Annotated in this window: 1 protein-coding gene and 1 pseudogene; both read right to left on the bottom strand. The window is 38.0% G+C overall.

Annotated elements, in window-relative coordinates; all coding sequences use genetic code 11:
* On the bottom strand, nt 1–5528 hold a 5528-nt coding region (locus HMPREF1048_RS06110), incomplete at its 3' end, for an Ig-like domain-containing protein (RefSeq protein WP_232616442.1).
* A gap of 351 nt (nt 5529–5879) precedes the next feature.
* A pseudogene (locus tag HMPREF1048_RS13700) lies at nt 5880–6017 on the bottom strand (YSIRK-type signal peptide-containing protein); the annotation flags it as partial.
* Between the last annotated feature and the right edge of the window lie 188 nt (nt 6018–6205).

Genomic DNA, 6205 nt, shown 5'->3' with positions numbered 1-6205 from the left:
AAGTCTTTTGCTTGTGCCGTCACAGTAGTTGGTTCTGATGGATGACTGTCACCTTTCGTAGCTGTTGCTGTTACCTGACTTTTATCTTTTACACCTTCAGCTGGAATAAGGAGTTGCCCTGTACTTGAATCTACTGTTACACCTGCTGGCTTATCTGATGATGACCATGTTCCATTTTTATCTTTGACTACTGTTACAGTTTTATTTTGTTCTTTCTCATCAGTGTAATTAACCGTGACTTTATCTGCATCCCCTGTTGGCGTTACTGTAACTGTTCCATCACTTGGTGCTGTTGCTGTTGGAGGTGTTGGATTAGAATCACGTACTTTGAAAACTTTAGAAGCGTCTAATCGATCTGTACTATCGTCTTTATAGGTCACAATCACATTATTGCCATTAACTGTTACAGACTTAATTTTATCGCTAAAGGTTGGATTAGCTTGTTTTACAGCATTTTCAATTTGAGTCGCATCTGCATTGTCCAATAGAAGCGGTGTTCCTGGGGCTTGCGCATCATATTTTGATGTTTGTGATTTCCACACAAATTTAACGCGTCCTAATGCTCCTGTATCATCTGTGCGACCTACGTGATCATAGTTTGTATTTCCACTTGGATCTTCAGCAAATACATAACGAGTAATTGATTTTTCACCTGTAAATGGCTGATTATTAAGATTCCCACTTACTGTAATTGTTGCTGGTTGGTTTTCTGAAGTTGGTGTATCTGAATGTATTTTAGTCGCTGTTAGATACAATCCGTTGCTACTTCCACCACCCAAGTAACTGTTATCCTCTGCTCCTAAACCTCTTCTATCATTAGCCGCAAACACAAGATATGATTTAGATATTTTTCCAGAGTTATCTTTTACTTTGATTGTAATGTTATTTGTTTCTCCAGAATAAACATAAATTTCTTGTCTAGCTGGATTATCATAAGGAATTTCAACTGTTGGTTTAATCTTATCGTTTGATTCAACCAACTTATCTCCAGATATTTGATGACTAATATTTGTCTTCGGATCTGTTAATGTTGCAGTACCGTCTTCCGAGATGCTAATGTTTTTACCAGGGTTGCGATTTTGAACTTTAGCTTTTACTTTTTCTCTTTCTTCAGGTGTCAAGTTTGTGACTTTTGTAACAGGTGTCTTATCTGGAACTACTGGTACAAAATCTCTTTGTTGCGCTGTAACTATTTTTGGATCTGATGGTCTACTATCACCTTTTGTTGCCGTCGCTGTTACTTGGCTTCTGTCTCTAACTCCGTCTTCTGGAATTAATAAAGCTCCTGTTCTTGGATCAACAGTTACTCCTGCTGGTTTATCTGATGATGACCATGTTCCATTCTTAGCCTTAACTACGGTTACTGTTTTTTGAGCATTTTTCTCATCTGTGTAATTAACAATTACTTTATCAGCATCCCCTGTTGGTGTTACTGTTACTGTTCCATCACTTGGTGCAGTTGCTGTTGGTGGTGTTGGTTTATCTTCCCTAACTTTAACCGTTAATTGTATTTCTCCTGATTCTTTACCTTGACTATCAATTGCTTTGTATTTGACAATATATGTGCCTGGTTTTCTAGAATTAATATCTTTCACATTATTTTGTCCATTTACTGATACAATCTCTGTTCGTACTTTAGTACCACGTGTTGCATCTTTATCATCTTCATAGTCAGCTTTTGTAACTAAAGTCTTAAGATCTATATTTTCTCCAAATTCTAATACTTTTTCATTTCCTGCAACTGCAGATGTAACGGTTGGTGCTTGATTTGTTACTTGGATTGTTTTCCAATCAACTGCACTTGAATACTTACCTTCTGAAATATTAGCTATTGCTTTAGCAGTTCCTTCTGCAATGGATTCTTTCATCTCAATAGTGATGTTATTCGTAAATGCATCTTTCGATGTATTCGTAACTACACCAAGAGTTGGTTTAATAGAAACCCATGGACTATTAATATTTTCACGTTTTAGGCCTATCTCATGCGCCTTACCTGTTGCTTTATCTGTATAAGATACATAAACCATTCCTGCATCATGCGGAGCTTTAACTACGATATTCTTAGTTCCTGCTACAAGACTAGCTCCATCTTTAGAAGCTACTGATGGTTGAATCGTTGTTTCTCCTAATGATACAGCTACATTCACTGGATCACTTTCTACGCCACCTACACTTTGAGTAATAGTCACTTGATCTTGAGGGACCAATTGTGTTTGATTTAATTGATTACTATTTAATCCTTTAGGAAGTGTTACTGTCCACTTACCGTTATTACCTACTGTAACTTCATTAATTGTTACACCTGGTACTGTTACTTTTATCTTAGCTCCTGGAGCACCTGTACCTGTTAATTCTCTATCTGTTGATGCAACTGTTGGAACTTTGATATTACCATTTGCCTTTATTGTTGTATTGTATGTTGGCACATCCGGTTTTACATTGACTGTCACATCTATTATCTTAGATGGTCTTTTTTGTGTTGCGTCTGGCTGATTCGCCCCTGTTTGAGACATTGGTAATGTAACTTTTACTCTGTAATTTTGTACACCTGGAGTGTTGGCTACTGGATTTTGTTTATTTCCATGATTATCAACCCATTCATAGGTTGTTCCAGTTGGTAGGTTCTCTGACCCAGCTACCTTAGCTACTGCATCTTTTGCATTTTGTTCTGTTAAAGTAGCACCTTTTGAAACAGTGACTCTTGTTCTATTTGCTTCTACATCAAACACTTTATGTTCAAATGTTCCTGTATGTGCTAATTTTTGAGCATCATTAGGATTATTTGTAAATCTTCCATGATTGTACTTACCACTAAATGTATATGTTTTTGTGCCTACTGGATCTGCCTTAAGCATCTCTCTTAATTTTGATGCGCTTTGTTCCTGCTCACCATTTCGTTTAGCAACCCAAACCATTCCGCTTGGAAGGTTTCCTGTATTCACATAATAGCCAGATTCACTATTACCATGGTCCATACCTTTGAAATCATACACCGTACTGGCTATCGGGAATGTTGGTAATACTTTATAAGTTACCTCAACTTGTTGTGCTGGTGCATCTGGAAATGTTACAGTAACTGTTGTTTTCTTATCTCCAGCACTAGACGTGTCAAAGTTACCTGTAACTTGGACATTACTTGGTAGGTTAGTTGTTCCAGCTCCGTTTTGTAATAGAACGGTTTGTTTAATTTCCTCAGGAGTTAGTCTTTCCCCTTGTTTGATATTAATAATTGGTTGTTTTACTAACGGATAAGTAGCAACCTTAGCATCACTTGGTTGTGAGATATTTCCTGCTTCATCTGTTGCTTTTGCTGTTACATTTCCTGCTACTAGATTTGCTGTTGGTTCAATGGTCACTCTACCTTGTTTGTCAGCTACTTTTTCTCCAATTTTTCTATTTTTTGAATCAAAAAGTTCTACTTTAGCACCTGCTTCAGTTTGAACTGTGATAGATGTTCTTGTTCCTGCTTTCCCTAATAATGGTGTTTCAATCGTTGGTTTACCTGGAGCTACATTATCTAGAACAACATTATCTTTTAATCGTATTTCTCGCTTGCCATTTGAACCTTCACCACGATGATTATAGGTTACATCACCATTTTGAGCAATTGTTAGATCGGCAACTTTAATACCTGGATTAGCTTTTAAAACGGCTGCTTTTACACGTTCTTTATCAGTCGGAGATAAATTGCTTGGATCTTTCACATGAACTTTGTCACTTCGTTTTAATTGACCGTAGCCTTCTGTTTCTCCGGAAGCACGGGTGCCTGTATTCGACGTTATATCGCTATTCTCAGCACGTGTCACTACCCGATCACCGGCTTGAAGTTGTTGACCTTGTGGCAAGCCGATCGTTATTGTTCCATCTTGATTTGCTTTAAAACTCATACGTGATGGATTAGATAATTCACGGTAATTACCATTAGCTTGTTTCTCATACTTAATACCATTACCACGAATTGTCGCATAAACAATATCTGTCTTACCATTCGGTCTTAAGGTAACACTGGTATCTCCATGTGTAAATGGACTAACTGTAATTGGGTTTGGTACTGGAGCAGTTGCAACTTGAGGATTACTTGGGTCAGAAACATTTCCTGCTTTATCTATAGCCTTGGCTGTCACATTCCCGCTCGGAATGTCTTTGTTTGGAGTGATAAACGCTTTACCACTTGCGTTCGCTTCCCTTCGACCTAGCTCTTTACCTCCATGGTCATATACAACAACTGATACGCCTGCTTCTGCATCTACCTCTATTTGAGTTCTAGTGCCAGCTTTACCCGTCAAGTTTGTTGGAATCCTTGGAGTTGCTGGCTTACTAACTAACCTTGTTCCAGTAGCAGCATATACATACGCTTCATACGCAGTTGTTCCACCTCCCGCTTTAGCGCTTACAGCCATTGCACCCGCTCTTTGGGCTTCTGCTTCCGTAACATTATCTCTTAAACGCATCTTAACGTGATATTTATAAGCGAAATTTTGATGTTTTGATATAGTTAATAGATGAGAATAAGATCCACGAGGATAAGGTCCATTAGGGTCATTATTTAATCGAATAATACGATTTAGGTCTGGATTATTTTCCAATTTCTTCAACATCTGCTGTCTCTGATTAGGTCTGGTTGGACCACCACCAAACTCAAAAATACCACCTGCGCTGCCCCACAAACTTTGTGAACCGTAATCCTGATTTTTCCCTGCGATTAGAGGAACCGTATATCTCCCTCCCACTTGAGTAAAATTATTTGGATTTTGAGAAAGCGTCCCTGTTGTTCCTGGTTTTTTTTCATAACGTTCATAGTAAGCATCAGAAACAAGTCCTACTGGATAATTGCCACCAACATTATACAAAAGATCACGAGGCGGATAGAACCAAAAGGCATCGCCAACAAACTCCCCACCCAATGCTTTACCGTCATTATGGAAGTAAACATCGTAAGTAATAAATTTCTGATTACCCTCCGTACTATATTTTGCTTTCATGAATACTTTTTCGATTGTTCGCGGACGATTTCCTTCAACTGTCGAACCTCCTCCTGCAGGCTCTGAGATATACTCTTTAACATTGTACAACGGACCTTCTACACGTTCACGATCTGCTCTAAACCCTGTTCCCTTCGCTATTCTCTGACCATTACGCGGATCATGAGTTCCTGAAGTCAAACGCGTTGTAGCGTTTTTAACAGAAATAAACATTCTCTTCACACGTTTTGTCATTTCTTCAACATCGTTCAGAGAAACTGTTGTATTTTCAAGGACTACTTGAGCCACTCCTAATAGTTCATTGGCTTTTTCAAGAACTCCTTTCGTAGTATCATGTTCAGGAACTTCTGAAATTGCTGCTTTCAACTGATCAACAGATACTTTCAAAGCATCTTTTTTAGCTGAAACAGTTTGACTCTCTTCGCTTGCTCTTACTTCAGAAGAAGGTTGGATCGCTGGTTTTTCAGCCTCAGTTCCAGTATTACTTTCTCGAACCTCACTTGATTCTTTTACCGCATTAGATAAAGTAGCTAAATCAGCAGACAAAAGTTCTTTTAGTTCATTAATATCTTTTTGAACTGCATCAGCTTTATCTAGTAACGCCTGAGCTCTCTGAACTCTTTCTTTTACAGAAGAAAGCACTGAGTCGTCAAGGTTTAATTTAGTTGAAAGAAGAGAATTTAATTCTTCAACTACTGTTCTTAACTGACTTTTATCAACCGTATTACTACTATTTTCAACAAGTGCAGTTTCTTTATTTTCTAAAGAACTATTGACTACTTCTGATTTATTTTCAGTAGGTTCCTTAATACCCACAGGCGAGTCGCCCTTATCGTTAGGTTGTACTACACCCGCCGTAGATTGTGAATTGCTTCCGCTTACGGTATCTGCGCTAACAACGCGCGCACCTAAAAACATCAGTGCTGCAACAGCAACTGAAGCGGCACCGAAACTATATTTACGAATAGAAAAGCGCAACACCTTTTCACGTTGATGACGCTTTATTCTATTGAGTGAATTTGATTTATTTTCCATTGTCCCTCCTGATGTTAAAACACAAAATCAAATTTAAAAGCAATATTCCCACTAGGAATAAAACAATAAAAACTACTATGATGGATATTTGACATCACAGCTATTACAGCTATTACAGCTATTACAGCTATTACAGCTATTACAGCTATTACAGCTATTACAGCTATTACAGCTATTACAGCTATTAC

The organism is Streptococcus mitis SK575, from assembly GCF_000257865.1.
Taxonomy (GTDB): domain Bacteria; phylum Bacillota; class Bacilli; order Lactobacillales; family Streptococcaceae; genus Streptococcus; species Streptococcus mitis_CQ.
The sequence above is the reverse complement of the archived record's forward strand: the minus strand, read 5'-3'. Positions and strand labels throughout refer to the sequence as shown.